At 42.9% G+C, this 24281-nt stretch carries 23 protein-coding genes and 2 tRNA genes; 11 read left to right on the top strand and 14 right to left on the bottom strand.

The features are described 5' to 3' along the window. Window positions 1-249: 249 nt before the first annotated feature. The 12 genes from FHS24_RS05085 to tpiA all read right to left on the bottom strand — a co-directional run bounded on the left by FHS24_RS05085 (window position 250) and on the right by tpiA (window position 10772). On the bottom strand, window positions 250-429 hold the full coding sequence (locus tag FHS24_RS05085; protein ID WP_183619414.1) for a hypothetical protein: 180 nt from the start codon (window positions 427-429) through the stop codon (window positions 250-252). 108 nt (window positions 430-537) lie between these two features. Beyond that, window positions 538-699, bottom strand: a complete 162-nt coding sequence (locus FHS24_RS05080) for a hypothetical protein (RefSeq protein ID WP_183619412.1) — start codon at window positions 697-699, stop codon at window positions 538-540. Between the two features lie 114 nt (window positions 700-813). Beyond that, the gene (locus tag FHS24_RS05075; protein ID WP_183619411.1) at window positions 814-1338 is read right to left on the bottom strand and encodes a type 1 glutamine amidotransferase domain-containing protein; all 525 of its coding nucleotides are present in this window, start codon (window positions 1336-1338) and stop codon (window positions 814-816) included. Window positions 1339-1690: 352 nt separating this feature from the next. Then, window positions 1691-2755: a tRNA pseudouridine(55) synthase TruB gene (truB, locus tag FHS24_RS05070; protein WP_183619409.1), complete on the bottom strand. Its 1065-nt coding sequence runs from the start codon at window positions 2753-2755 to the stop codon at window positions 1691-1693. An 8-nt stretch (window positions 2756-2763) separates the two neighbouring features. Then, window positions 2764-3168, bottom strand: coding sequence for a ribosome-binding factor A (locus tag FHS24_RS05065; protein ID WP_183619407.1), 405 nt, complete (start codon window positions 3166-3168; stop codon window positions 2764-2766). A gap of 152 nt (window positions 3169-3320) precedes the next feature. After that, entirely contained in the window at window positions 3321-6047 is a 2727-nt protein-coding gene (gene infB, locus FHS24_RS05060; protein WP_183619405.1) for a translation initiation factor IF-2, read from the bottom strand. A 162-nt stretch (window positions 6048-6209) separates the two neighbouring features. Beyond that, window positions 6210-7694, bottom strand: coding sequence for a transcription termination factor NusA (nusA, locus tag FHS24_RS05055; RefSeq protein WP_149490341.1), 1485 nt, complete (start codon window positions 7692-7694; stop codon window positions 6210-6212). A 176-nt stretch (window positions 7695-7870) separates the two neighbouring features. After that, a complete protein-coding gene (gene rimP / locus FHS24_RS05050) occupies window positions 7871-8371 on the bottom strand; it encodes a ribosome maturation factor RimP (protein ID WP_183619403.1) in 501 nt (166 codons plus the stop codon). Between the two features lie 507 nt (window positions 8372-8878). Continuing rightward, window positions 8879-8955 (bottom strand) — tRNA-Met (locus tag FHS24_RS05045). 134 nt (window positions 8956-9089) lie between these two features. Beyond that, window positions 9090-9174, bottom strand: a tRNA-Leu gene (locus FHS24_RS05040). A gap of 237 nt (window positions 9175-9411) precedes the next feature. Further along, a complete protein-coding gene (secG, locus tag FHS24_RS05035; RefSeq protein WP_183619401.1) occupies window positions 9412-9720 on the bottom strand; it encodes a preprotein translocase subunit SecG in 309 nt (102 codons plus the stop codon). Between the two features lie 254 nt (window positions 9721-9974). Then, window positions 9975-10772: a triose-phosphate isomerase gene (gene tpiA / locus FHS24_RS05030; RefSeq protein ID WP_183619399.1), complete on the bottom strand. Its 798-nt coding sequence runs from the start codon at window positions 10770-10772 to the stop codon at window positions 9975-9977. A gap of 440 nt (window positions 10773-11212) precedes the next feature. Between tpiA and pilB the strand changes: the two genes are divergently transcribed. The 4 genes from pilB (at window position 11213) to coaE (ending at window position 16125) form a co-directional block, all read left to right on the top strand. After that, entirely contained in the window at window positions 11213-12919 is a 1707-nt protein-coding gene (gene pilB, locus FHS24_RS05025; RefSeq protein WP_183619397.1) for a type IV-A pilus assembly ATPase PilB, read from the top strand. A gap of 228 nt (window positions 12920-13147) precedes the next feature. Beyond that, a complete protein-coding gene (locus FHS24_RS05020; RefSeq protein ID WP_183619395.1) occupies window positions 13148-14371 on the top strand; it encodes a type II secretion system F family protein in 1224 nt (407 codons plus the stop codon). A 25-nt stretch (window positions 14372-14396) separates the two neighbouring features. Continuing rightward, window positions 14397-15296, top strand: a complete 900-nt coding sequence (locus FHS24_RS05015) for a prepilin peptidase (RefSeq protein WP_183619394.1) — start codon at window positions 14397-14399, stop codon at window positions 15294-15296. Window positions 15297-15435: 139 nt separating this feature from the next. After that, entirely contained in the window at window positions 15436-16125 is a 690-nt protein-coding gene (gene coaE, locus FHS24_RS05010) for a dephospho-CoA kinase (RefSeq protein ID WP_183619392.1), read from the top strand. On the opposite strand, the gene rlmB is transcribed toward coaE, so the two are convergent. Both rlmB and ppnP read right to left on the bottom strand, forming a co-directional pair. Further along, a complete protein-coding gene (gene rlmB / locus FHS24_RS05005; protein WP_183619390.1) occupies window positions 16088-16858 on the bottom strand; it encodes a 23S rRNA (guanosine(2251)-2'-O)-methyltransferase RlmB in 771 nt (256 codons plus the stop codon). The two genes, coaE and rlmB, sit on opposite strands and share 38 nt — an antisense overlap. Window positions 16859-17080: 222 nt before the next feature. Further along, the gene (ppnP, locus tag FHS24_RS05000; protein ID WP_068407914.1) at window positions 17081-17416 is read right to left on the bottom strand and encodes a pyrimidine/purine nucleoside phosphorylase; all 336 of its coding nucleotides are present in this window, start codon (window positions 17414-17416) and stop codon (window positions 17081-17083) included. 542 nt (window positions 17417-17958) lie between these two features. On the opposite strand from ppnP, the gene recN reads away from it, so the two are divergent. The 7 genes from recN to xerD all read left to right on the top strand — a co-directional run bounded on the left by recN (window position 17959) and on the right by xerD (window position 24256). Beyond that, entirely contained in the window at window positions 17959-19638 is a 1680-nt protein-coding gene (gene recN, locus FHS24_RS04995; protein ID WP_183619388.1) for a DNA repair protein RecN, read from the top strand. A gap of 174 nt (window positions 19639-19812) precedes the next feature. Beyond that, window positions 19813-20376 carry a YqgE/AlgH family protein gene (locus FHS24_RS04990; RefSeq protein ID WP_183619385.1) on the top strand — a complete coding sequence of 188 codons (564 nt, stop codon included), beginning with the start codon at window positions 19813-19815 and terminating at the stop codon, window positions 20374-20376. Window positions 20377-20448: 72 nt separating this feature from the next. Next, complete coding sequence (gene ruvX / locus FHS24_RS04985; RefSeq protein ID WP_183619383.1) at window positions 20449-20961, top strand: Holliday junction resolvase RuvX; 513 nt, start codon at window positions 20449-20451, stop codon at window positions 20959-20961. Window positions 20962-21035: 74 nt separating this feature from the next. Next, window positions 21036-21515 (top strand): hypothetical protein, encoded by a 480-nt coding sequence (locus tag FHS24_RS04980; RefSeq protein WP_183619381.1) that lies wholly within the window; start codon window positions 21036-21038, stop codon window positions 21513-21515. 76 nt (window positions 21516-21591) lie between these two features. Then, window positions 21592-21918: a sulfurtransferase TusA gene (gene tusA, locus FHS24_RS04975; RefSeq protein ID WP_183619379.1), complete on the top strand. Its 327-nt coding sequence runs from the start codon at window positions 21592-21594 to the stop codon at window positions 21916-21918. A 140-nt stretch (window positions 21919-22058) separates the two neighbouring features. Further along, window positions 22059-23279 carry a methyltransferase gene (locus tag FHS24_RS04970; protein ID WP_183619377.1) on the top strand — a complete coding sequence of 407 codons (1221 nt, stop codon included), beginning with the start codon at window positions 22059-22061 and terminating at the stop codon, window positions 23277-23279. Window positions 23280-23317: 38 nt separating this feature from the next. Further along, on the top strand, window positions 23318-24256 hold the full coding sequence (gene xerD, locus FHS24_RS04965) for a site-specific tyrosine recombinase XerD (protein ID WP_183619375.1): 939 nt from the start codon (window positions 23318-23320) through the stop codon (window positions 24254-24256). Window positions 24257-24281: the final 25 nt, after the last annotated feature.

Here is a 24281-nt window from a genome sequence, read left to right as displayed (position 1 = left end):
CGACAAACTCATTAATGATAATCTTTATTCAAAACCGCTCAAAATAAGACATTATCTAACTTAGACTGTTGCCAAAGTTAAGATAAAGCTTTATCTAAAACAATATTCAAATATGCCAGCGATTATAACAAAAAACTGCTGAACTAGCAGCAGTTTTTTATAATAGTTTTATAGCTTATAATGAGGCGGCAATTACTATAGATTAATAACGCTTTATATTATGCATTATTATAACCAGTTTAAAGTATGTCATTTTTTGACGTCATCTTGCGTAGCAGTCCCACCAAGAGCATCATCATCAAGCGGCGCTGTCGTTGCTTCCGCTAGGCTATCAGGACTAGTGTTCTCACTAGGATTGATATCTTCTGCCTGCTCTTTAATTTTCCGCTCTTGTGCATCCATATCCATATGCTTTGCTGAATCAGTCATAGTAGTCCCTAATTATAGTTATTTTTTATATTTACTGAATATTTACAGTTACTGATATAGCCACTAAACTAATAGCCTTTTTCTAAAGCTATATCATAAGAAAATTAACTATTTTTCTTCTTTAGCATTTTTTAAATTATCGGCAATACGTTTGGCAGCGGCTTCTGAATCTTCAGTATGATTGTTTTCAGTTTGACCTTTTAATGCCGCTTTTGCTGACTCAGAACGTTGTTGCTCAAATTTGGTATCGTTTGGATTAGAGTTTGACATAATAGCTTCCTTTTTATGATTGTCATTAATAATGAAAATTAATTTGGATTAATATTGTGCAGCACTTACTGTGATGCAATAATTTGCTAATTCACTGATTGCAAAATATTGCTACTAAGATAATGCTTTATCAATAGCAGTAACAAAGTCTGTAATATCGTCTGGATTACGTGAAGTAATCAGATTACCGTCTACTTGCACGCTTTTATCTACGAAGGTTGCCCCAGCGTTTTCTAAATCGGTTTGTAATGTCTGATATGCGGTCAGCGTCTTACCCTTTGTTATACCAGTATTAATCAACGCCCAAGGTGCGTGACAGATTACCGCTAAAGGTTTACCCGCATCGTTGATAGCATTGATAATATTATGTGCTTCTTTATTGCCACGTATGGTATCGGCATTTACCGTCCCACCTGGTAGCACCAGCGCATCGTAATCAGCAACTTCGGCATCTTTAGCAAATATATCAGCGGTAAAGGTATCGCCTTTATTCACATCCTGCTGCATCGCTTGGACTTGTTTGTCTTTATTGGTGGTAATTAAAAGGGTTTTATAGCCTTTTTCTTTTAGTTGGTTATTCACCTCTTCGTATTCTGCTTGTTCGAAGTTATTGTGTAATAAGAAAGCAATAGTTTTCATAATAATCCTTATACTTTAATTCATGCTCTGATTCGTCAATTTTGTTATTTTACAAATATATTTTTATTATTATCTTTAGATTAAAATCGAAAATTATATTAGTTGATATCTTTTTATCTTTATAGAGACAGCTTTTTATAATTATATTTTAATAAAACTGTGATTTAATTATTATTATCATCCTACTATTTTTATATCCTTGTCATGCTTTCCTTAGCTGACTTAACTAAGGTACAAAAAAAGCAGGTTTCACTATAGGTGAGACCTGCAATTAAATGTGACGATATGTGATTAGTGTAAACTCTTAGTAATCTTTACCTAGTTTCAGTTAAGCTGCTTTGAGAAAGCTACATCATAATTGAATCAACTTTTTGGGCTGTAATCGACCGTTCAAACTTACCGCCCCTAGGCCAATAAACTGCCCTTGCTCATCTAATAGACGGATATCTACGGGTACTTCATAAGGCAGCAAAGCCTCATCATCATTTTTACCATCACCAGCATTTTGTTGGATAACACTCTTATCATCATGACTATGCTGTTGCTCGACGGTAGCTGAAATATAGCTTCGTAAATCATCATTTAATTGCTCAATAACATTTAAGCGTTGCCCCATTTGTACACGAGCGCACTGTTCAGCGGTTAATGTAAGCTCAGCTTCAAGATTGATACAGGCATCTACGGGCAATAAGTGCGCCTGACGTCCATCTAAAGCCAAAGACTCTAAATCCGCCAAAGCAATCGCCGCGTCAATATGAAAGTAGCCGACTTGGATACGTCGTAGAGCGGTCAGATGTCCTAAGGTGCCAAGCACTTTAGCGATATCTTCTGCTAATACGCGTACATATGTACCCTTAGAACAAGTCACCGTTAACTGGATTTGCTTAACATCTAGCTCTGTCAGCTTAATTGCTTTGATGACAATATCTCGTGGCGGACGATCAATTTCGATACCTGCACGCGCGTATTCATATAGCTTTTTGCCATCTTTTTTTAACGCAGAATACATCGGTGGAATTTGTTGCTGAGCGCCTAAGAACTGCTGTGCAACGTCTTCTAATAGAGCTTCATCAAATGTTGGAATACTCGCCTGCGCAACGATTTTCCCATCGGCATCACCCGTATCTGTCTGGCTACCCAATAGAATAGTCGCTTGATAAGACTTATCCGCATCAAGTTGGTAATGACTAAACTTGGTCGCTTCACCTAGGCAGATAGGCAATAAACCAGTTGCCATCGGATCAAGCGTACCCGTATGACCAGCTTTTTTACTGTCATAACTGGGCGACTTAAACAGATATTTTACCTTTGACACCACTTGCTGTGAGGTCATACCCTGAGGTTTATCCACTAAAATAACGCCATTAACTTTAATCTTGTCAGGCATATTATCATTCTTGGTAGCAGCTATCGACATAATGGCTTTTACTCTTGTATTTCTTGCTCATCAGATTCATTTTGCTCAGTTTTAATAACGGCTTTGCTAATCAAATCCATCATATAATTACCACGAGCAGTGACTTCATCATAATGGAAACGTAGGCGCGGCGTGGTACGAGTTTTTAGGCTGTGACTGAGCTCAGTTCGCAAAAAGCCAGCAGCCTTATTAAGAACTTTGATGCTGTCTTCATGATTGGTCTTAGTCATGGCATCGTTGAGCTCAGGCTCCATGATGGTGACATAAATATCAGCGTAGCCTAGGTCTGGGCTGACTTTAACACTAGAGATAGTGACAAAACCAGTCAGACGCGGATCATTGACAGCATCACGAATAAGGACAGCAAGCTCACGCTGAATTTGATCGGCTAAGCGTTGTAAACGTTGGTTCATGTTATTACCTTACTTTAATATGGCTTATTTTTATTGATTGATAAGTTTTTAATTAACAAATTCTAGGACTTTTATTTGTTAAAAAAGGCCTAGCAGGGTGTACCTGTTAGGCCTAAGTACAGCTGAATAGTAAGAATTATCAAGCAGCTACTTTAGATAGTACGTGCGAACTCTTGGATTTCAAAAACTTCGATTTTATCGCCAGCTTCGACATCATAACCACGAACCGCTAGACCACATTCCATACCGGTGCGTACTTCATTGACGTCTTCTTTATAACGACGTAATGATTGCAACTGACCAGTAAATATAACTTGGTCATCACGCAATACACGGATAGGTTTGTTACGATAAATCGTACCTTCAACAACCATACAACCTGCTGCTGCGCCAAATTTGCTAGAGCGGAATACTTCACGGACATCTGCAACACCCAAGATTTTCTCGCGATGTTCAGGAGCCAACATACCACTCATCGCAGCTTTGACATCATCAATCAAGCCATAGATAACACTATAATAGCGAATATCCATGTTAGCAGTATCTGCTTTACGGCGTGCAGTTGCATCTGCACGGACGTTGAAACCTAATAATACCGCTTCACTAGATTCTGCTAATGTCACATCAGATTCAGAGATTGGACCAACCCCTGAGCTAATGACTCTGACTTTAACTTCATCAGTTGATAGCTCATTTAGTGCGGCTAGCAATGCTTCAAGCGAACCACGAACATCGGTTTTTAAAACGATATTCAAGAACGATACATCGCCTTGTTCCATCTGATCGAACATGCTCTCTAGACGCATGGCGTTCTGACGCTCAAGTTGACGCTCACGCTCACGATTGGTTCTAAAGTCAGCCACTTCACGGGCTTTTTTCTCGTCGGTTAAGACTAAGAATTCGCTACCAGCTGCTGGCGTTTCAGGTAATCCTAAAATCTCTACTGGAATAGAAGGACCTGCTGATTGAATACGCTTGCCATGCTCATCGGTCATCGCACGAACTTTACCGTAATGCTCGCCTGCTAAGACTAAGTCACCTTGTTTCAAGGTACCTTTTTTGACAAGGACACTGACAACTGGACCGCGACCTTTTTCAAGTCTTGACTCAATAACCACACCTTGAGCAGCACCATCTAATGGCGCTTCTAGCTCCATCAGTTCAGCTTGTAGGCTGATAAGTTCTAGTAGCTCGTCAATACCGTCGCCTGTTTTGGCTGAAATACGAGCCATTGGGGTATCGCCGCCCCACTCTTCTGAAACCACTTCTTTAGCAGTCAATTCATTAAGAACGCGATCAGGATCGGCGCTTGGCTTATCCATCTTGTTGATAGCAACAATGATAGGTGTACCAGCAGCGCGTGCATGATCAATCGCTTCTTCCGTTTGTGGCATCATGCCATCATCAGCTGCGACAACGATTACGACGATATCCGTTGCTTGTGCACCGCGTGAACGCATAGCACTAAAGGCGGCGTGACCTGGGGTATCAAGGAAAGTAATAACACCGCGACCAGTTTTCACATGATAGGCACCGATATGCTGGGTAATACCACCGGCTTCGCCAGTTGCAACCTTAGTTTCACGGATTTTATCTAACAGTGAGGTTTTACCATGGTCAACGTGACCCATAATAGTGACGACTGGCGGACGCGTTTGCACGTTGCTGCTGCGCTCATCAACCGCATCTTGTAGATCGTCTTCAACTTTCGTATCACTAACTGGTACTGGGTTATGACCCATTTCTTCAACGATTAGACTGGCTGTCGCTTGATCAATCGTATCTTCTTCGCGCGCAATTTCACCCATTTTCATGAGTAATTTGGTCACTTCACGAGCTTTAACTGCCATACGCTGCGCTAAATCAGAAACAGTAATGTGTTCACTGATTTCGACATCATAAATGATTTTATCGAGCGGCTTTTCAAACTTATGCTGTGAAGCTTGCGTTGAACGTAAACCGTTTTTGCGGTTTTTAATTTCACGCTCATCTTGATTCTTACGACGACCACGACCACGGGCACTAGTGGTACTAGTTCCGCGTTTGATTTCACGACGTTCTTTTTCAAATGACTCTTCTAAAGCGTCACCGACCAAACCTTCTGCTAATGGCTCATCTTTACGCACTTCAGCAGCAGGCTGATCCGTATATTTACCAGCCATTTTACGCATTTGCTCAAGCGTACGTTTTTGAGCTTCTTCTGCTTGCGCGCGGCGTGTTTCGGTTTCGATTTCGCGTAGACGTGCTTCTTCTTTCTCACGGGCTTCGCGAGCTTTACGCTCAACAGCGGTTTCGACCTTTGGCTTCGTCGCTGCAACTTTTTTCTTCGGTTGGTCTTTTGGTTTAACTTCTACTGCCGCTTTACCGCCCTTTTTCACAACCACTGAGGTTGAGATATCATCATTCTTATCGTCTGACTTTTTACTAGAACCCAAGCTGGCACGCATCGCTGCTAAAGTCGCTGCTTGACGTTCCTCAGATTTTTTCTTAGTAGCGGCACGTTCTTCAGCGTCTTTAGCAGCACGCTCTTGTGCTTCAATCATTGCTTGCTCACGAGCAGCCAACTCTTCAGCCATTTTTTCTGGGTCAGGCTTCTCGAATATTTTCTTTTTACGCACTTCCACATTGACGCTCTTCGATTTACCTGAAGAGCCAGTCACGCGCGCGGTGCTAGTCGTTTTAGATTTAAGACTAATACGACGCTTTTCTTGCTGACCATGACTTTGCTTTAAATACGTCACCAACTTCTCTTGCTCAAGCTCGGTGACTAGGTCACCCTCTGCGCGAGCAGGCAGTCCAGCGTCTACCAGTTGCTGTTGTACAGCACTTGCGGTTTTGCCTACCATATCTGCCAGTTCTTTGACGGTCTTATCTGCCATTTATTATCACCTACTGTCTATTATTTGCTATATGTTCAATTCAGTTGTTGGCTACAAATGATTGGGTTAAGGCTGGTTTGTGTTGCATTTGACTATGTTACGTCGCACCAGCCCTTATTATCGATAGCATATCACTAAAAGACAGCGATATGCAGTTACCGCTTATTCATTGAACCAAGATTCCCGAGCTTTCATGATGAGTTTTCCTGCGGTTTCAGAGTCTAAACCTTCGATATCTTCTAAATCGAAGACGGCTTGTTCTGCCAAGTCATCCACGGTAATGATGTCTTTTTGCGCCATTTTATAAGCCCAACTGACCGTCATTCCTTCAAGATCTTGTAGTTCTTGACTTGGCTCTTTCATGTTCTGTTGCTTGACCAATTCATCGGCGATGACAACTTCTTTCGCACGCTCTTGAATCATGTCAATCGCTTCGTCGTCTAATCCTTCAATATCATAGAAGGTTTCGACGGGTACATAAGCGACTTCTTCAATACTGGTAAAACCGATATCGACAAGCGCTTGTGCTAAGTCTTTATCGACTTCTAAACGCTCATAGAATAGTTCAATAAAGGCTTTCGATTCGTTTGCTTGACGCTGCTGATACTCTTCTTCTAGCATCATGTTCAGCTTATAGCCTGTTAGCTCAGAGGCTAAGCGTACGTTTTGACCCTGTGAGCCAATCGCGCGCGCCAATTGATCATTGGTACTAAAGATAATATCCGCAGTTTTAGTATCTTCATCTAAGATGATACTACTAACGTCAGCTGGCTCTAAAGCGCTGATGATAAATTGGGCAGGATCATCTGACCACACCACCACGTCAATACGCTCGCCATCAAGCTCTTGCTGTACCGCTTGGATACGCGTACCGCGCATACCGATACAAGCACCAACTGGATCAATACGATGGTCGTTGGTCTTCACGGCTATTTTAGCACGCGTACCTGGCAAGCGAGCGACGTTACGAATTTCGATAATTTGTTCTGCAATCTCAGGCACTTCTTTTTGCATTAGTGCTGAGAGCATTTCAGGATGGGTACGTGACAACAATAACTGTGCGCCGCGATTTTCACGGTTAACATGATATAAAATGGCATTGATACGCGATTTTGCACGTAACTGCTCACGTGGCAGCATTTGGTCACGTGATAAATAGCCTTCAGCGTTGTCACCTAAATCAATGATATAACCATCGCGAGTCTGTTTTTTGACTTCGCCATACATCATCTCGCCAACACGTGGCTCAAACGCATCAGCTACTAAATTGCGTTCCGCTTCACGAATTTTTTGGATGATGACTTGTTTGGCTTGAGTGGCAGCAATACGACCAAATTCAATCGATTCGATCTGCTCTTCTTTGATATCACCAATTGACCATTCATCTTGGTCAAGATCGGTAATCGCTAACTGACAAGCAGGCATCTCATGGTCTTCATCTGCAACCACTGTCCAGTAACGATAAGTATCGTAATCGCCGGTTGCGCGGTCGATTGACACCCGCACTTCTACTTCCGGCTGATCGGTATATACTTTTTTCTTAGTGGATACCACCAAAGCATCTTCGATTGCTTCAAAGATATCTTCAGGATTTAAGCCCTTTTCATTACTGACAGTTTCTACTACCGTTAAGATTTCACGACTCATGCTATACCTGTCCTATCGTTTTATAATTGACTTAAACTTTATCGTTAGTGTGTTGACGTTATATTTTCACCGTCAGCCATAGGCTGTTTGGAGATTAAAATACCGACTTATAAGGAAGCTGTTTTAAGAAAAGCTATTTTGAAACAATGCATTTTCTTAAAAACCCATCTTTAAAATTAAGCATCTTCATAAATCAGGTTGGCTTTATCAATATTGCTTAACGCAATCTCAAACTGCTCACCATCGCTAGCAGTCAGTGTTAAAAAGGTATCATCGATACTGTCTAAAGTACCAGTTGCTTTACGTCGTTTTTTATCGCCTTCGCCAATCGCTTGTATTAGACGCAAGCTCACTGTTTGACCGACATAAGCATGCATCTGCTCATCTGAAAAGAAAGCACGATCAAAACCAGGTGACGAGACTTCTAAAATAAACTCACCAGCAATAGGATCATGAACCTCAAGAATACCGCTCACTTGATGATTTACTGCGGCACAGTTCTCAATCGTTACTTGCTTATCTTGGGCTTGATCTTCTGGCAATGCCTCAATATAAATGCGTAACAATGAGCGATTACCCTGTGGCGCAAACTCTATACCCCATAGCGCCACATCACAAGCAGCTACTGCAGGAGCAATAATATTAGTCAGTTCTGTAACTTTTGTCGAAAGCTTCATAATCTATTTATCTTTTCCTATTCACTTATCGAACGTACCGAGTTAAGTGTTTTTGATTTTATGCATCGAACCTTTATAAGTTCAAAATTTATTAAATTAAAGCTTCGTTAATCATTGTCTTAATGGACAAGAATATTACTTAAGCCATAACCTTAATTCTATTCTTAAAACGTAACTATATATGCTATACGTTTCAGACTCGTGCTTTTATATAAGGATGAGCATAAAAAACATCAAGCTCAACCAAACAATGCTTTTATTATTTATAAAGCAGAACTATCGATAAAGGTGTGAGGAATAAAGGATAGTATGCTTACCAAGCATCGCGCTAGTCGCGGCAGATGATGGTTAGTAACGAGTAGCATCGTACTCTATAGAAATAGAGCTTAGCATAAGTAGGATAGATATCGCGATAACACCGACTATCAGATACAAAAAAACCCACAAACATAATGGTGGGCTAATCGTTACTGACAAATTTAGTGTACAAAACATCAGTATAAAAAGTGGTAGCGGGGGCTGGATTTGAACCAACGACCTTCGGGTTATGAGCCCGACGAGCTACCAGACTGCTCCACCCCGCATCAATCTAGAACGCGTATTATAGGGAGGTTTTATAGAAGTGTCAATACTTATTTTAAATAAATACTAAATTAAGTATTGTCGACGATAATTCCAATCTTAAACCGTTCAAGTAAAACATCTTACAAATAAAGCTTGGTGCGATTGGGGGGACTTGAACCCCCACAGCTTGCGCCACCACCCCCTCAAGATGGCGTGTCTACCAATTCCACCACAATCGCATCTTTCTCACTGCGCTGTTTTTCACCTTTAACCCATTATAGTAGATGCTTAAGGAAGGCATCGAAAGTTAAAGACTGCTAAAAACAGAGAAGCATTGTAAAACTAACGTCTTAAAATAGCAAGTGCTGCCTGCATCAAAAGCCACTTAACAACAGTTCTACTTAAAATCAGCTATTACTAACTTATCGACAGTCACTAAATACTGACTAAAGAATATCAATAACTGTTAAAAACAGCTACTGAGGATTTTGCGTCAATGGGCGCGGTGTTTGTGGTACTGACACTGGTGCATCTAAACGAAACTGGTCTTCTGCCTGCTTACGCGCATGGACAGCAAGCGTCATGCTGGTGATAAAAAATATCACGGTTAATACGGCTGTTGCACGCGTTAAAAAGTTTGCAGTCCCCGCCGCACCAAATACGGTGCCTGATGAACCAGCACCAAAAGAAGCCCCAGCGTCTGCCCCTTTGCCATGTTGTATCAAAATCAAGCCAATCATGGCAATCGCCACGATAATGTGCAGGGCTAATATAAACGTAAACATGGTGGCCTCTTTTGCCGCGTAATGACGACTGATAACGAAAAATAGATCGTAGGGATTAATAGTAAAAATGAGTGATGTTTAACAATTGACATCTAATATTGCCAAACCAGTTGTATAAACAAAGCGATTATATGAATAAGGCGCATTGTACACGATTGCAAGGGCACTGTTAAAGCCACTTTTGCCAACTGATAAAGACATTTTTTGAGTAAGGTAGCCATTTTGTATTTATTAAACGGCTGTTTTATTTGATTTTATTGAGCCGTAGCGCGGCTAAAGGCCTGAGCAATGGCCAAAAAGCTTTCTGCTTTTAATGATGCGCCGCCAACTAAAGCGCCATCAATCATGCTATCGGCGGCAAAGCTATCGGCGTTGTCGGCATTGACGCTACCACCATATAAAACAGTCATGTTTTCTAATGCAGTATTAAAACTCGCAAGCGTTTGCTTAATATGTTGATGCGTCGCACTCACCTCGGCCACGGTTGGTACTTTGCCAGTACCAATTGCCCAAACTGGCTCATAAGCGACGATTAAACGCTCCGATAAACCTGCCATAAGTTCTGGTTGCTGGGTAAGCAAGTCTGTAATAACGGATAATTGCGCATCAATGACTGCCAGTGTTTGCTTTGCATCGTACTGGGCTTGGGTTTCACCAATACAAAATATCACGCCTAGGTTCTGCGTGAGCGCATGAGTCATTTTTTGTAATAAGCAGTCATGAGATTCTTGATGGTACTGGCGGCGCTCAGAGTGACCCAGTATCGTCCATGTTGCGCCAGCATCTGCGATTTGCTGCGCTGAACAATCGCCTGTATAAGCACCTATGCTTGCACTATGCGCGCTGATGTCTTGGGCGGCGCTAAGTATTGAGCTGCCCTTTATACGCTCACTGACAGCAGTTAAATGAATCAGACTTGGTGCAACCATCAATTGACAGCCATCAAGCTGGGCTTTGGTACTAACGGCAGTTAATAAGTCGTCTAGTAGCGCCTTGACGTCATGGCTCGTTGCTGGATTCTGCTTCCAATTTCCAATTACCCAAGCTTGCATACTTATATACCTTGTCTTATCTATTGCTGCCGATATGGCTCATATGCGCGCAAGTATAACAAATATTTCTCAAGTGCTATAGTATAGTGCGCTCAGAATCGAAACTGATGTTTTGCCGACTTTTACATTCTATTTATTCTAAGTAGTTATTTCTTATAGACTAACAATCTCATACCCTATATAAAGTCTTTTAACAGCCGTAAATTTAGATATCATTCTATTCATAGAAACTAAAACCAAGACAATCAATCCTCTGTATGATTGATATAAATAATTATAACAAGTTAGATACAACTTATTAGCACTCGCTTATTAGACATAACTCTATAAGTCATGATTGATATTTGGTTGCCAATGATATAGATATATGATGATGCGAGCTCGGTAAAATACAGTTTAAAAAATACAGCCCATTTGATATCAAGTAAAGAGAGGTCTTAATGTCTATTACAGCCAGTAAATACGGCGGCTTAGCGCAGCAGCTAATTAGCGAAGGTATTGTGAGCGAAGCGCATATGAAAACTGCGCAAACGGAGTCACAACAAAAACAAATAGGGCTAGTGTCTTACTTAGTCGAACATAAGCTTGCCAATGCCTATCAGTTGGCACAAATGTTGTCACAAGCTTTTGGCGATGCTTTATTTGATCTTGATGCGCTAAGCTCAGAGGTCATACCAAAAGACTTAGTCGATGAAAAAATCGTGCGTAAGTTTAATGCTTTACCGCTGTTTAAGCGTGGACAGCGCCTGTTTGTGGCATTGAGTGACCCAACCCGTATTGATGCTATTGACGCCATTGCCTTTAATTCACGCCTGTCCATTGAAACAGTTGTCGTTGAAGAAGATAAGCTAAAAAAGCGTATTGAAAACCTTTACGCCGATACCATGCAACATTTTGATAGCTTTTCTGATAGTGATTTAAATGTAGGTTTTAATGAAAATGATGAAGAAGGTGAAACCAAGCTTAGTGACGGTGTCGATGAAGCACCGGTTGTAAAATTTGTTAATAAAATGTTGGTTGATGCTATTCGTATGGGCGCATCAGACTTACATTTTGAACCCTACGAGAAAACCTTTCGTGTACGCTTCCGTGTTGATGGCGTCATGCAAAAAATGGCCAGCCCGCCAGTACAGCTTGCCAGTAAAATCGCGGCACGTCTAAAAGTAATGTCACAAATGGACATATCCGAGCGCCGTATACCTCAGGACGGCCGTATTAAGCTTAAAATCTCTAAAGATAAAGCCATCGACTTCCGCGTAAACTCTTTACCTACTTTATTTGGCGAAAAGCTTGTTTTGCGTATCTTGGATCCTTCATCAGCCATGCTTGGTATTGAAGCATTGGGCTATGAGCCTGACCAAAAAGAGATGTTTTTAGAAGCCTTACATAAGCCGCAAGGCATGCTTCTTATTACCGGTCCTACCGGCTCTGGTAAGACCGTCTCTCTCTATACGGGTATTAATATTCTAAATACCGGCGAGACCAATATTTCGACTGCCGAAGATCCGGTTGAGATTAACCTTGAAGGTATCAATCAGGTCAACGTCAACCCAAAGGTGGGTTTAACCTTTGCAAATGCGCTTAAGTCATTCTTACGTCAAGATCCTGATATCGTTATGGTCGGTGAGATTCGTGACCTTGAAACCGCTGAAATTGCGATTAAAGCGGCACAAACGGGACATATGGTGCTGTCGACCCTGCATACAAACTCTGCACCTGAAACTTTAACCCGTTTACGTAATATGGGTGTTGCCTCATTTAATATCGCAACGTCAGTAAACTTGGTCATTGCCCAGCGGTTAGCACGGCGCTTATGTAAAAATTGTAAAAAACCAATCAATATCCCGCGTCAAAGCCTGCTTGAACTGGGCTTTACCGATGCTGATTTAGACAATCCAGACAATATTATTTATGAACCAGTCGGCTGTAACGAATGCCGTGAAGGTTATAAAGGGCGTGTTGGTATTTACGAAGTGATGAAAGTCAGCCCTGATATCTCCCGTATTATTATGGAAGATGGTAACGCGATAGACATTAAAGATGCGGCGCTGAAAAATGGTTTTAGAGACTTACGCCGCTCTGGTGTTTTAAAGGTATTACAAGGGGTGACCAGTATTCAGGAAATGATGCGTGTGACCTCTGAATAACTATCGTCGAACATAAAAACGCCACTATTGATAGTTTTGAGCATGGATTTTTATAAACCAGCAATATTACCTAACAGATGTACTTAAATATAAAACAGATATATACTGGCTTTTTAAGCTAAAACAAAGTATGCCACATTCAAAATACAGATCAGGTATCTTTTTATAGTTTGGCAATTTTTTATAGTTTGGCAGTATCTCTATTAGACAATTTTTGAGGGTAGTAACATGGCAAAAGCTAAAACCGACATGCTGTTAGACTTTGTCTATGATGGGGTAAACCGGCGCGGACAAAAAATAAAAGGCGAGACCACCAGTCGTAGCTTGGAGCTGGCGAAAGCCACCTTGCGCAAACAAGGTATCACCGTTAAAGGTATCAAGAAAAAACCAAAGCCACTCTATACCTTTAAAAAGTCAATCAAACCCATTGACATTGCTATTTTTGCGCGTCAATTAGCTACCATGATGAAAGCAGGTGTGCCACTGACCCAGTCTTTTGAGATTGTCGCCGATTCACTTGATAACCCGAGCATGAAGGACTTAGTCTTACAAATAAAGGCTGATATTGAAGCAGGTGGTACCTTTGCTTCAGCATTACGTAAGCATCCACGCTACTTTGATGACCTTTTCTGTTCACTCGTCGACTCTGGTGAGCAGTCAGGTGCACTTGAGACCATGTTAGAGCGTGTTGCAACCTATAAAGAAAAAAGTGAGCTGCTGAAGGCCAAAATTAAAAAGGCGATGAAATACCCAATTGCGGTTATCGTTGTTGCTGTCATTGTTACTATGATCTTGCTAATTAAGGTCGTACCTGTGTTCTCAGAATTATTTGGTTCATTTGGCGCCGAGCTACCTGCTTTTACTCAAATGGTTGTTAATATGTCTGAGTGGATGCAGGCATGGTGGTTTATTGTGGTTGTTATTATCGGGGGTGCTATTATTGGATTTTTAGAAGCGAAAAAACGCTCTAAGAAATTTCGTGACTTCTTAGATCGTGCGGTGTTAAAAGCCCCGATATTCGGCAATATTGCTTATCAAGCGGTTATCGCCCGTTTCGCCCGTACGCTATCGACCACCTTTGCTGCAGGTGTACCGCTTATTGACGCTTTAGACTCTACTGCTGGTGCAGCCAACAACGTAGTATTTTATAATGCCATCCAACAAATCAAAAACGATGTCTCAACCGGTCAACAATTACAATTTTCAATACGTTCAACCAACCTCTTCCCAAGTTTAGCCATTCAAATGGTCGGTATCGGTGAAGAATCAGGTAGCTTAGAAGAGATGCTAGACAAAGTAGCAGTCTATTACGAAAATGAAGTCGATAACGCCGTTGATGGTTTGACCAGCTTAATGGAACCATTAATTATGGCAGTACTAGGCGTATTAGTCGGCGGCTTAGTGATTGCCATGTACTTGCCAATCTTCCAAATGGGCTCAGTGGTAGGCTAAAAGCCGCTGCAAGGAAAACGATTTCATGCAATTTATACAGTTATTACAAGAAAATATGACTCTTGCCTTAGTCGTATTTGGTCTACTCGGTCTTTGTGTTGGCAGTTTTTTAAATGTGCTGATTCATCGTATACCGCTTATGATGGTAGCAGCTTGGCGACAAGAATGTAGCCAGTTTATGGCTGAGCAAGCAGATATGCTGCGTGAGCATACGACACCTCTAGCAAACATTGTCGTTACTGATACTCCTATCACACTAAGCAAACCTGCCTCACGCTGTCCTCACTGCGCCCATAAAATAAAGTGGTATGAGAATATCCCTTTAATAAGTTGGCTTATATTACGTGGGCGCTGCTCGGATTGTAAAGCCGCTATAGGACTGCGTTATCCTATCGTTGAGCTAGTTACAGCCCTACTATCTGTCTTGGTCATTTATCAGTTTGGCGTCAACGCCGCTGGATTATCTGCCCTGATTTTGGTCTGGACGCTGGTTGCATTAACCGGTATCGACTTTGATACGCAACTACTGCCTGACCGCCTAACCTTTCCTTTAGCAGGATTAGGCTTGGCAGTAAACTCGCAAAGCTGGTTTGTATCCCCTACTCAGTCCATCTGGGGATTGTTACTAGGATTTCTGTCTTTGTGGGTTGTGGTCAAAGTCTTTTATCTTATCACTAAAAAACATGGTATGGGACAAGGCGACTTCAAATTATTGGCGGTGTTAGGCGCTTGGCTTGGCCCTACGATGTTGCCGTTAATTATTCTACTGTCGTCACTACTTGGTTCCATCGTTGGGCTTATTCTGATGAAAAAACAAGGGGGAAGTCGCCCTTTTGCCTTTGGTCCTTATATCGCGATTGCCGGTATTATCGCTTTACTATACGGCTCAGACATCGTCAATTGGTACCTAGGGATGTATACTTAGCCATCTATCCTATGCAAGTAGACCCGTAATACTATGCAAGTAGAGCAGCAATTTCTAAAGACTGTGACTTTAACCTGCTAGAATAGGCTATTGCTGTATTACGGTCATCCCTCTTTTATCAGTTAAATAAGCCATCATTATGTCAAAATATGCCTCATCTTCATCTTATTCTTTTCAACCACAGCCTCGCCAAGCCAAAAGCAAGTCACTAGTCATCGGTTTGACCGGTGGTATCGGCAGTGGCAAGTCGGCTGCAAGCGACTGGTTCGCTCAGCAAGGGATTGATATTATTGATGCGGATGTGATTGCTCACGAGGTGGTCGCTAAAGGTAGCGCCACTTTACGCAAAATTGAGAGAAAATTTGGTGATTGGGTGTTAAAGGCCGATGGTGAAATGGATCGTGCCGCCGTGCGCACCTATGTCTTTACCCATCCTGAGGCTCTGATTGAGCTTGAAGCAATCACCCATCCAGCGATACGTGAGGCGGCAAAACTGCAACTAGCAGCCAGTACGTCACCGTACGTGGTGCTGTCAGCGCCGCTGCTCATTGAAGGCGCAGAAGCAGGGCTTGCCAATTTATGCCACCGTATTCTAGTGATGGATGCCACCGAGGACACCCAACTTGCGCGTGCCAGCCAGCGTGATGAGCAAAGTGTACAGAAGATTAAAGCCATTATGGTCAATCAGCTAAGCCGCGAAGAACGTAATCGTCATGCGGATGATGTGGTACTAAACGAGAGCGATCTTGAAGCGCTATATGTACAGCTTGAGCCCTTACACCAAGACTATCTTACGCTTGCCCAGCAGCTAAAGTTCGCTGCCGATTAATCTCATAGAGCGCCATACCGGTAGCAACACTTACATTTAAACTTTGTAAGTTACCATGCTCGTTGCCTGACATCGGAATATAAACCAGCTCATCGCAGCTTTCTGTTGTCAGGCGACGCATGCCCTCGCCCTCTGATCCCATAATAATAGCGGTTTTTCCTGTCAAATCTGCCTCATGTATTGGCTTAGCCTCTGCATTTAAGGCAGTACCAAAGACAAATACGCCAGCGTTTTTAATCTTGGTTAGCGTACGTGCCAAATTGGTCACACTGACGATAGGCATCATCTCTGCTGCCCCTACCGATACTTTAGCAACGGTTGGCGTCAAGCTTGCCGCATGGTGTTTTGGACAAATGACCGCATCAACGCCCATTGCCACAGCGGTACGTAAACACGCACCAAAGTTATGCGCGTCTGTAATCTGATCGAGCACCAATAACAAACACTGCTCACGTCCAGCAATAGTATCTAATAAGCCTTCGTCAGCGAAGCCTAACGGACGTGCATTCAGCACCACGCCTTGGTGCTGCGGGCTGCCGCACAGTTGCGTGAGCTTGTCTTTTTGCGTTGGTTGAATACTGATGCCATTATCACGTGCTTGCGCCATAATCGCTTGTACGTGGCTGTCAGTCTCACGTCCTTGCTGCACGAATAAGCTGAGTCCATCAAGAGGACGATGTTCGAGTAAGGCATCAATTGCATGAATGCCATAGAAATAGCTGGGTTTTGCCATAATAGGCCTGCCGTTTAAAAATGAGGATCGCACTTGGCGATCAAGAAGAAAAATATAGCGATAATTGTAGCAACTAATCAGCGGCTAAACGAAATATTATTATTAAAAAAATCGTCAAAAAAAAGAAACAAACCTTATTTAAGATTTATCTCTTTTAAAATGCTTAATTGAAAGGGTCATAAAGTGGCTCTTGACACCTTATAGTACGATCTTCTAGCCGGCTTAGCCTTCTAAATGACAGATATACTGCACGATTTCTTCCGTGCGTAAGTTAAAGCCACTATTACCTTCAACCACGAATGATTGTCCTGCGCGGTAGTAACTGAATTCTTCTTCACCGTTTATTTTCACCTCACACTCACCACTGATGATTTCGATACGTTCGGAGGTATTGGTGCTAAAGTGATAGTGTTCGACCAAATTATCGCAAGGCAAAATAACCCCTAACGTTTTATGGCGACCGTCCTCAAACATAATGGTATGGCTTGAGCAACGACCATCATAGGATATCGTGGCTTGAGCATTGACTGTTACATTGGTAAATTGCGCCGCTGTCATAGTGGCTTCCTTATCAAATAATTATTGCCAAACTAAAAAACCAAATTGAAAAACCAGAGATTAATTCACCGCCTAAATGACAGTTAAACAACCTCTTTTTAACGACTACCGCTGTCTTTAGCTTAATATCATTAATAACTAAACATAGCGACAGACTAAGCTTGCTCTATCTAAAACAATCATACGACACTGACTTTGACCGTCAGAGAGCTGTATCTCTTTATCTATAAGACGAACCTTGTAGCACAGATTGTATGAAAATCTGGTGGTAAGAGTTTATCATTATGTGAGATTATGCTACCACATTATATCTATAAAGTTTGTTACAGCGACTAGGAAAGTATCCTTTATTGTTAAATGAACGACTAACTTTGTTTACCTTTAAAATTTGTATTTACTGTCTTTTGCCACCATAATATTTGCCAATCCCCTTTATTTCATTAGCACCATTAACCAAAGCCATTTATTTCCTTATTTACCTATTTTAGACATGACTTATCAGCATAATTGGTGAAGTTCATTGTCTGCCATGAGAGGCGTTGATGCTAGTATCATTAACTTTACATCAGTTTGCATTGATTGCTCAGCATGAGCTGAGTGTGGCTGAAGGCTTCAATGTCATCACCGGTGAGACGGGTGCTGGCAAGTCATTATTATTGGATGCGTTATCCCTATGTGCAGGCGAGCGCGCAGACAGTGCGATGGTCAGACATGGGGCTGCGCACGCCGATATTTATGCGCAGTTTGATGTAGAAAATAATGATGTCGTGGCGGAATGGTTTGCCAAAAATGAACGACCTTTAGAAGAACCTGAAGTCCTTATTCGCCGTCAACTCAGTAATACAGGGCGCTCAAAAGCGTGGTTAAATGGTACGCCAGTCAGCTTGGCAGAGCTTAAAAGCTTGGGCGCATTATTGGTCAATATCCATAGTCAACATGCCCAGCAAGCATTACTTAAGCCGCAGTTTGTGGTGCAATGGCTGGACGAGATGGCGCAAATCATACCGCTTGCGACACAAACGGCCAGCAGTTATCAAGCTTATCAGCAGCTCAAACGCCGGGCTGATGATATCGCCAGCCGTGAAGCCCAGCGCCAAGACCGTATGCAATTGTTGCAAAGTCAACTTGCCGATATTGCGCCATTACTCGCCGTTGATTATGCAGAAGTTGAAGCGGAGCATGAAGAGCTATCCAATATTGAAGCATTAATGCAAGAAGCCAGTCATGGTTTGCATCTGCTCGACAATGATACTGATGAACCTGACGTCATGACCTTGCTCGGGCAAGCGATTAAGCTTTGTGATAACCAAATGGGCGTCAGTCAAACCTTTGAGCAGGCCTCCGAACAGCTGCATTTAGCTCAGCAGCAAATCACTGAAGTGACGGGATTACTATCTGATTATGCTGAGCAACAGCTACCTGATCCTGAGCGCTTGCAAACACTCGACAGCCTAATAAGTCTCGGGCATCGTTTGTCACGTAAGCATGGTTTGCCCGCGAATGATTTAATCGATGAAGCAAAAGGTTGGGAAGCACAGTTAGAACAATTAGAAAATGAGCCAAGCAGTGATGCGATGGCGGCACAAATCGAGCAAGCATGGCAGGACTATCTCACGCTTGCAACGCAGTTAAATAAAGCACGCTCAAAAGCTGCGCCGACTGTCAGCAAACAATTAATTAAGCAATTACAGCCGCTGGCCTTGCCCAATGCGCGCTGCGAGTTTGTCTTTACCAAAAAATCCGAACCTAGCCAGTATAGTGCGCAAGGTTGCTATGATATTGATTTATTATTTAGCGCCAACGTCGGTATGCCCATGCAACCACTGCATAAGATTGCTTCGGGCGGTGAGCTGTCGCGGATGGCACTGGTTATGCAAGTATTGCAAGCGACTAATGCCAATAATAATGCCGCTAAGCCAATGCTCGTCTTTGATGAAGTCGATGTGGGTATCAGTGGCGGCACCGCACAAGTGGTCGGTGAGTTATTACGCGCGCTTGGGCAGACGCAGCAGTTATTGGCTATTACCCACCAAGCGCAAGTCGCGGCGCAAGCGCATCAACATATCCTAGTGCAAAAGCATCATGATGAGCAAACCGAAAGCGAGCTATTAATATTGACCGATAGCGCGCAAGTCGATGAGCTGGCACGTATGTCTGGCGGTGTGACCATTACTGATGTCACCCGTGACCATGCGCGTAGTTTGTTAACCGATGTTAAATAAAGGTGATTGAATGATTGTTATCGAATGTCTGGCATTAAATGACTAGCAACACTATAGCGCTCTTATCAAATAAGCGCTAAATATTTGCTTTGGTTGATTTTTTACTCAGTATCGCCATATAGTGGTATGTCATCTCTATTATTTTACCATTCATATTAGGTTGCGTTTTTTGCTATGTCTAAAGCCAATTTGACCCATCATTTCTTAATCGCGGCGCCCGAGCTGTCAGACCCACGGTTTGAGCAGGCGCTGATTTATATCTGTCGTCATGATAAACATGGTGCGCTCGGTCTTATGGTTAATCGCCCATTAGAGCAGTCGCGCGTGGGCAAACTGCTAGAGGATTTAGACATTGAAGTCACGGATCCGCAAGTGATGGAAGATGTGGCGCTAGAAGGTGGTCCTATGTATCCAGAAGTTGGCTTTGTCCTGCATACCGGTCAACCAGAATGGGCATCGTCTTTTGCAATCTCAGAGAACGTCTGTATTACTACCAGTCAAGATATTCTAAAACGTATCGCCGCCGGTCAAGGTGTTGGGCATTATCAGCTGTGCTTAGGTCATGCCAGCTGGGGTAAAAAACAGCTCGACCAAGAGCTTAATAACGGCGACTGGCTCGTCTGCCCTGCCGATTTAAACTTATTGTTTGATACGCCATTTGAAGAGCGTTGGCAAATCGCTGCCGATAAGATTGGCGTTAATTTTGACTATTTAAGTAGCGATATTGGTCATGCCTAGCGTTATATATTGAGTGCTATATACTTAGCAGCATTTGCTTGATGAATACAGAAATAGGAAACACCCCTGATTATGGTAGATAGCACGCTTATAACAGATACGACAGCTGTCGAACCAACGATTAAACCGCATCTTATTTTGGCACTCGATTATGGTGTCAAAAAGATGGGTATGGCATTAGGTAATACCATTACCGAAACTGCGCGTGCCTTTGATATCTTGGCGATGAATAACGGTCAGCCTGATTGGGATAATCTGCTCGGTATTATCAAGGTTTGGGGCGTGGCAAAAGTGGTGGTCGGATTGCCGCTCAATATGGATGGTAGCAGCTCGATGCTGTCCAAGCGGGCGCACAAATTTGCCCGCCGCTTAGCACATAGAATTATGGAGCAGCATCTGCCAGTGGTGGTGAGCCTTTGCGATGAGCGCCTGACCTCGGTGGCTGCACGGGGAATCGCCTGGGAAAATGGTTGGATTAAAAACGAGCGCGACCCGATTGATGATATCTCTGCCTGTATTCTGATGTCGACTTACTTTGCTGATCCCAGTAGCAGTATCGCCATCGACGCGATTAAAGCGGATTAATAGTGCAGTAAATCCATTGCTAACATACCGCGCCTCTTTGCTATATCATCTAAACGAATAAATGACTGATTAATATGACCACTGTTTCAGACCAATCTTTGCAAAATAAGTCGCAACATGGCTTTGCGCCACTAGCGATTGAGCGTATCAAAGGCGCTCAGCGAGTAAATCAAATAGCGATTTATCTTATTTATGCCGCTATTCTCGCCTTTATGGTCTTTGGCACCATTGCCAGTATCAAAGCATTTCATGACAATCAGCTGCTTTATCAACTCTTCTATAACCTGCCATACGCTTTAGTGGCGCTCACGATTCCTATTACTATCTATGATGCATTGGTTATTTACCGTTATCGCTTAAATCAGCCATCGATGATTGCCATGAGTATTGGTGTATCGACTATAATATTGGTTGGTGGGCTATTATTTGCCGATACTGCTTGGTTGGGACTATCCTGCTGGCTTGGGGTGGCATTTTTATTTAAGGTGAGCTTTAAGCGCTTTTTTAACTTTTTAGAAACTGAAGAAGACACTGAAATCGTTGAGGAAGCATAAAGCAGATGTATTCTATACAGCCCTTTATAAATAGCAAAAAACCTTAACCTTACTTTATTGATTCAAAACCACGACTATGACAACTTCAACATCTAATATCACGATTCAACATCATCTAGATACCCAAGGGCTCATTTGTCCTGAGCCGGTCATGATGTTGCATCGAACCATTCGTAAAGCCGATGCTGGTGAAGTGATTGAGATACTCGCCACTGACCCTGCGACAACTCGCGATATTCCTAATTTTTGCCGTCATTTGGGGCATGAGCTTGTACAGCAAGAAACGCTTGCTGAAAATGTGAATTTGAATATCGATCCGGATGAAATAAGAGTCGCTGGCGATGATAACGCGCCAACCAGCGCCACGCTTTATCGTTATTTGGTCAAGAAAAAGAATGCTTAAATGCATTTGATTGACCCTAGAGCATTAGTAACCTAAGAGCACTAAGAACTTCATTACATTAATAAAGTAATAGCACTAATAGCATCAAGATATCTTTGCTTTGTACGAAACATATCATTCACAAATTAAAGGTAGATAGCGTGTTAGCAATCCAAAAGCATTATGTGCAGTGGCTCGAAAACAAAGACGGAAACGAAACTTTACATCAAGCACTTTGGTTATCAGAAAGCAATCATGTGCCGCCTGCGCGTATTGTATTGGTCGATGACAAAACAACCGCGGATGATGCTTACCGCTTGGCTTGCGAAGGCACATCACTATTGTGGCGCGGCGATTTTCATAATGCACGGCAATTACTACAAGCACTTAAGCGACGTATCGAACGTACTAATGAGCGCGCTGAGCAGCGCAAAATGAAGAAAGCGGCTAATAAGTCTGCTGAATCTTCTGCATCCATAACTGAATCCTTAGGCATACCTAATTTATTTCATCAACAACGCCAAATCCAAGCCCAGCGTGCACGCATATTAAGCCGTTTGCTACTAGAGCTTGATGCCAATTATGTCAGCCAATTACGTCGTGCCCCTGATGTCAGTGCCGCCTGTACAGCAGCTTTTGGTCAGTTGGATAAGTCGATAGATGAATCGTGTGTGCTATCGTTTCGTGATCTGCAAGGCGCATTAGGCGCAGCGCAGTGGCGCGAAAAAGGCGTACCGATTGACAGCTTAGGTGTATCGATTTTCCCACATTATGGCGTTTTTGCGCCAACTCGCCATGAGTATGTACAACTGTTACTTGATGCACCGCTACCAGCGGTTCATGATGTCGCCTATGATATTGGTACGGGCACTGGCTTGCTGGCAATTATCTTAGCGCAGCGCGGTGTAAATCAGGTAATTGCAACCGACTTAAATCCGCGTGCTTTGGCCTGCGCCAGCGAAAACTTTACGCGCCTACAACTACCTAACGTGCAGTTACAGCAAGCAGACCTTTATCCGACTGATGCGCCACTCGCCAATTTAATTGTCTGTAATCCGCCTTGGCTACCTGCTAAGCCAAGCTCGCCGTTAGAGTACGCCGTTTACGATACCAATAGCACAATGCTGCGTGGATTTTTGCAAGGCGCGAAATCTCATTTAGCTAAGCAAGGAGAAGTCTGGTTGATTCTGTCGGATTTGGCTGAGCATTTACAATTACGCACTCGTGAGGAATTATTAGGCTGGTTTGCAGATAGTGGTCTAAAAGTGAAATACCGCTTCGATACCAAACCTAAGCATGGTCGCAGTCAAGATAATACCGATCCTCTATTTGTGGCGAGGAGTAGCGAGGTTACTTCTTTATGGTGCTTAGAAGCTGCCTAAACTTTAATAATTGATAATTAATCATTGAGTATCAAATTATGAGCCGCGACCGTGCTGTGCAACAGCGCCAACCTAAAGCGCTAGCCGTTGATGACGAGCCAACTTATATCACTGAGTTTCGTCAAGCGATGCTTGCCCGCGGACTTGCAACGCGGACGCGTAATGCTTATGTCCGCGATTTACGTTCTTGCGAGTTGACCAATCCTATTGCGCTGACGAAGTGGCAGCCTGATGACGTGCTGCACTGCTTATCAACGCTTACCCAAGACGGCAAAACGCCGCGCACGCAAGCACGTATGCTCTCAAGCTTGCGCCAGTTTTATCTATGGATGATTGCCAGTAATCTGCGCGAGGACAATCCTTGTGAGCGTATCAAAAGCCCCAAATTAGGTCGTCCACTGCCAAAGGATTTGAGCGAGGCAGATGTCGATAACCTATTGGCGGCACCTGATAGCAGCACCACACTCGGTCTACGTGATAAAGCCATGTTGGAAGTGTTATATGCTTGTGGTCTACGGGTTAGCGAGTTGATTAATCTATCACTAGAACAAGTCAATCTAAATTCTGGCTGGTTACAAATTACGGGGAAAGGGAATAAAACCCGACTGGTGCCGCTAGGTGAATATGCAGCAGAGGCATTGGAAGATTATCTAACGCATGCTCGTGGCGATTTGATTGCGCATTTGAAGTCTGGTAATTGCCAAGCGGTGTTCTTGACCGCGCAAGGTGGTTATATGACACGGCAGAACTTTTGGTATCTATTAAAGAAATACGCCAAAATCGCCAGTATTGATAAAGAATTATCGCCGCATACCTTACGTCACGCCTTTGCTACGCATTTATTAAATCATGGCGCGGACTTGCGTAGCGTGCAGTTATTACTGGGGCACAGTGATTTATCAACCACGCAGATTTATACCCATGTGGCGACGGCGAGATTGCAGAAGCTGCATGCCGAGCATCATCCGCGCGGTTAGAATTGAAATTAAAGATTTATTGATG

The sequence above is a fragment of the Psychrobacter luti genome (assembly GCF_014192115.1).
GTDB lineage: Bacteria > Pseudomonadota > Gammaproteobacteria > Pseudomonadales > Moraxellaceae > Psychrobacter > Psychrobacter luti.
The sequence above is the reverse complement of the archived record's forward strand: the minus strand, read 5'-3'. Positions and strand labels throughout refer to the sequence as shown.